The following is a 4,309-nucleotide window of genomic DNA, read 5'->3' as shown; positions in this document are numbered from 1 at the left end:
TCATCGGTGAGGGGCCGCTTCCGGCCATCGAACGCGGCGAGGGGGGCGCCGCCACCCGGGCGCTGGCCGCGGCCGCGAGGATCGGGATCAGCGTGCAGCGGGTGGCGGGCATCTTCGGCCGCCGGCTCGGCGCCGGCTACATGCAGTACCGCCTCCAGGCCTCCTACCGCCGCAGGGTGACCCGTCGGTACCTGGAGCTGCCGCTGTCCTGGCACCACCGCAACTCCACCGGCACCCTGCTGTCCAACGCCAACTCCGACGTGGAGGCGGCCTGGTACCCGATCGCGCCGCTGCCGTTCGCCGTCGGCACGTTGGTGATGCTGGTCGGCGCGATCGTGTCGCTCTTCGCCACCGACTGGGCGCTCGCCCTGGTCGGGCTCGCGGTCTGTCCCGCGCTGTTCGCGCTCAACGTCGTCGACTCCCGCCGGATGGCCCCCCGGCAGGCCCGGGCGCAGCGCCTGCGCGCCGAGGTCAGCGGCATCGCCCACGAGAGCTTCGACGGCGCCCTGGTGGTCAAGACGATGGGTCGCGAGGCCCAGGAGACCGCCCGGTTCGCGGGGCGCGCCGGTGAGCTGCGCGACTCACTGATCGCTGTCGGCCGACTGCGCGGCATCTTCGATCCGCTGCTGGAGACGCTGCCCAGCCTCGGCACCCTGGCCGTACTGGTGGTCGGGGCGTTCCGGCTGCGCCAGGGCGCGATCAGCGTGACCGAGCTGGTCAGCGTGGCCTTCCTCTTCACAGTGCTGGCCTTCCCGGTGCGGGCCATCGGTTGGGTGCTGGCCGAGCTGCCGCGCAGCGTCGCCGGCTGGGACCGGGTGCGCCGGGTGCTCGACGCCACCGGCGAGATGCCGTACGGGCAGCGGGTGCTCGACCCGGCCGGCGCCGGCCCGGCCACCCTCACCTTCACCGACGTGCACTACTCCTACCCGCCGGCCGAAGCCCACCCGCCCGGCGCGCAGGTCCTCGGCGAGGTCGGCTTCACGGTGCCCGCCGGTCGGACGGTGGCCCTGGTGGGGCCGACCGGCGCCGGCAAGTCCACCATCGCCTCGCTGGCGGTGCGCCTCGTCGACCCGGACTCCGGCACGGTGAGCCTGGACGGCGTGGACGTGCGCGAGCTGACCTCCGCGTCGTTGGCCGGCACTGTGGCCCTGGTCGCCCAGGTGCCCTTCATCTTCGACGACACGGTCCGCGCCAACATCGCCCTCGACCGGCCCGGTGTCGACGACGAGGTGGTCTGGGCGGCGCTGCGGCTGGCCGAGGCGGACGGCTTCGTCGCCGCGCTGCCCGACGGTCTGGACACCATGGTCGGGGAGCGGGGCACCTCGCTCTCCGGCGGTCAGCGGCAGCGGCTCACCCTGGCCCGCGCGCTGGCCGGTCGACCGCGCCTGCTGGTGCTCGACGACGCGACGAGCGCTGTCGATCCTCGAGTGGAGGCGGCCATCCTGGCGGGGCTGCGGTCGTCGACCACGCAGGCCGGAGTTCCCGCCGCGTCGATCCTGGTGGTGGCGTACCGCCGGGCCACCATCGCGCTCGCCGACGAGGTCATCTACGTCGAGCAGGGACGGGTGGTCGCCCGGGGCACCCACAGCGAGTTGTTGGCCACCGTGCCCGGCTACGTCGACCTGGTCACCGCCTACGAGCAGGCCGAGGTGGAGCGGGCGCAGGAAAGTTCCTACGGCGACGACGTGGCGCCGCTGCCGTCGGGCCTGGAGATCGAGGTGGATCGGTGAGCGCGAGGAGTGCAGCGCAGCGGAGCCCCGCAGTCGCGAACGAAAGGCGGGCCCGGTGAGTACGACGACTTTGGGGACTGACGAGCAGGAGGCCCGGCAGGAGACGACCTGGCAGACCCTGCGGCGTGGCCTGGCGCTCTCGCCGGAGCTACGGATCGGTCTGGCCGGCACGTTGGCCCTGGCGTTGGTCTACATGGTCGGGCGGGTCGCCGTGCCGGTCGCCGTGCAGCAGGGCATCGACCGGGGCCTCGTCGGTGGTCTGAACCTGAACGTGGTCTGGACGGTGGTGGCGATCACCGCGGCGATCCTGACGATCACCACGATCTGCGGCTACCTGATGATGCGCCGGCTGTTCACGGTGAGCGAGACGGCGCTGGCCAACGTCCGCACCCGCGCGTTCCGCCACGTGCACGACCTGTCGATGTTGCACCAGCAGTCGGAGCGGCGTGGCTCGCTGGTCTCGCGGGTCACCAGCGACGTGGACCAGATCACCCAGTTCCTTCAGTGGGGCGGGGTGATCCTGCTGGTCAACCTCGGTCAGCTGGTGGTCACCACCGCCGTCATGCTGGCGTACTCCTGGCAGTTGACCCTTGTGGTGTTGGCCGCGTTCCTGCCGGCGGTGTTCGTCATCCGGCAGTTGCAACGTCGTCTCGGCAGCGCGTACGCGACGGTGCGTCAACGCACCGGGACGTTGCTCGGCGCGATCGGCGAGAGCGTGGTGGGCGCGCCGGTGATCCGGGCGTACGGGATCGCCGGGCGCACCGAGCGGCGGCTGGACGAGGCGATCGACAGGCAGCGGCTGGCGCAGCAGCGGGCGATCCGGATCAGCATCGTGGGCAGCTCGGTCGGTGAGTTGGCGGCGGGGCTGGCGCTGGCCGGCGTGGTGGTGCTCGGCGTGCTGTTGGGGGTGGACGGCACGCTGTCGATCGGTCAGCTGACCGCGTTCCTCTTCCTGGTGACGCTCTTCATCCAGCCGGTGCAGATCGCCACCGAGGTGCTCAACGAGGCGCAGAACGCGATCGCCGGCTGGCGTCGGGTGCTGGACGTGCTGGACGTCGCCCCGGACGTGGCCGACCCGGGGGAGCAGGGGCGGGAGTTGCCGGGCGGGCCGTTGGACATCCGGTTCTCCGGTGTGCGGTTCGCCTATCCGGGTGGTCCGCCGGTGCTGCACGACATCGACCTGGAGATCCCGGCGAAGAGCCGGGTGGCGGTGGTCGGTGAGACCGGCAGCGGCAAGACCACGTTCGCCAAGTTGCTGACCCGGCTGATGGACCCGTCGGCCGGGGCGGTGCTGCTGTCCGGGGTGCCGCTGACCGACGTCCGGTTCGGCTCGCTGCGCTCCCGTGTGGTGATGGTGCCGCAGGACGGGTTCCTGTTCGACGCGACGGTGGGGGACAACGTCCGGTTCGCCCGGCCGGAGCTGACCGACGAGCAGTTGAGCGCCGCCTTCACCGAGCTGGGCCTGTCGGACTGGCTGGAGGGTCTGCCGGCGGGCCTGGACACTCCGGTCGGGGAGCGCGGCGAGGCGCTCAGCGTCGGGGAGCGGCAGCTTGTCGCGTTGGCCCGCGCGTACGTGGCCGACCCGGACCTGCTGGTGCTCGACGAGGCGACCAGCGCGGTGGACCCGGCGACGGAGGTGCGGTTGCAACGCACGTTGGACGCTGTCACCCGGGGTCGGACCACCCTCGCCATCGCGCACCGGCTCTCCACGGCGCAGGCCGCCGACGAGGTGATAGTGGTGGACCGGGGTCGGGTGGTGCAGCGCGGCCCGCACGACGAGCTGGTTCGTGACGCCGACTCGGTGTACGGCCTGCTCTACGCCTCCTGGTTGGAGCAGACCCGGTGAGGTGCGGCGGTGTGGTGGACGCCGACGAGCGGGTGCTCTAGGCTCCGAGTTAGGTAAGCCTAACCTCTGAAGGAGGTCGCGCCCATGCGGCCCAACTCCGCCGAGATCGTCCGTACCCTCGTTGCCGGCCGCCTGCCCGGCCTGGTGCACCTGGCCCACCGGCCGGGCCCGCACCACGCCCGGCACGTCACCGACTCGGACGGGCGGGTGCTGCTGCTGGTGCCGGTGGCCAGCCACCTTGCCGCCGCCCTGCAACCGGCCGCCGGAGGCAGTGACGTCGCTGTGGTGCTCGACGTGCTCGACCTGCCGCCCGCCGCCGGCGCGCCCGGCCTCGGCCGCGCCTGGGTGTCCGGCTGGGCGGCCGAGCTGCGCGGCGACGAGTCCCGCCACGCGGCGGTCGAGTTCGCCGCTGTGGAACCGACCGGCGACCTGCTCGACCTGGGCACCCGGTTCCGGCTGTTCCGCTTCGAGGTGGTCGAGGTCCGTTGGGAGCGGGCCGGCGTCGTGCACCGGATCGACCCGGTGGAGTACGCCGAGGCCGAGCCGGACCCGGTGCACCCGGTCGAGGCCCGCCTGCTCGCCGACCTCGCCGAGTGCCACGGCGCCCAGGTGACGGAGTATCTGCGCCGGCAGCTCGGGTTGACCGAGCAGACCCCCGGCGGGCCGCCCCGGGTGGTGCGCATCGACCGCTACGGGCTGGTGGTGGCCCTCGGCCAACCCGACGCCGGGCACC

At 72.8% G+C, this 4,309-nt stretch carries 3 protein-coding genes; all 3 read left to right on the top strand.

What is annotated here, in order from left to right:
• Positions 1-1,730, top strand: a 1,730-nt coding sequence (locus KBX08_RS32320; RefSeq protein ID WP_210787546.1) for an ABC transporter ATP-binding protein, incomplete at its 5' end; no start/stop codon positions are given.
• Positions 1,731-1,785: 55 nt separating this feature from the next.
• Positions 1,786-3,576, top strand: coding sequence for an ABC transporter ATP-binding protein (locus KBX08_RS32315; protein ID WP_372494873.1), 1,791 nt, complete (start codon positions 1,786-1,788; stop codon positions 3,574-3,576).
• Between the two features lie 84 nt (positions 3,577-3,660).
• The coding region (locus KBX08_RS32310) for a DUF2470 domain-containing protein (protein WP_210787543.1) at positions 3,661-4,309 on the top strand (649 nt) is incomplete at its 3' end.

This window comes from Micromonospora sp. H61 (genome assembly GCF_018070325.1).
Lineage (GTDB): Bacteria > Actinomycetota > Actinomycetes > Mycobacteriales > Micromonosporaceae > Micromonospora > Micromonospora salmantinae.
Note: the sequence above shows the minus strand (reverse complement) of the source record. Positions and strands in the feature narration are given on the sequence as shown.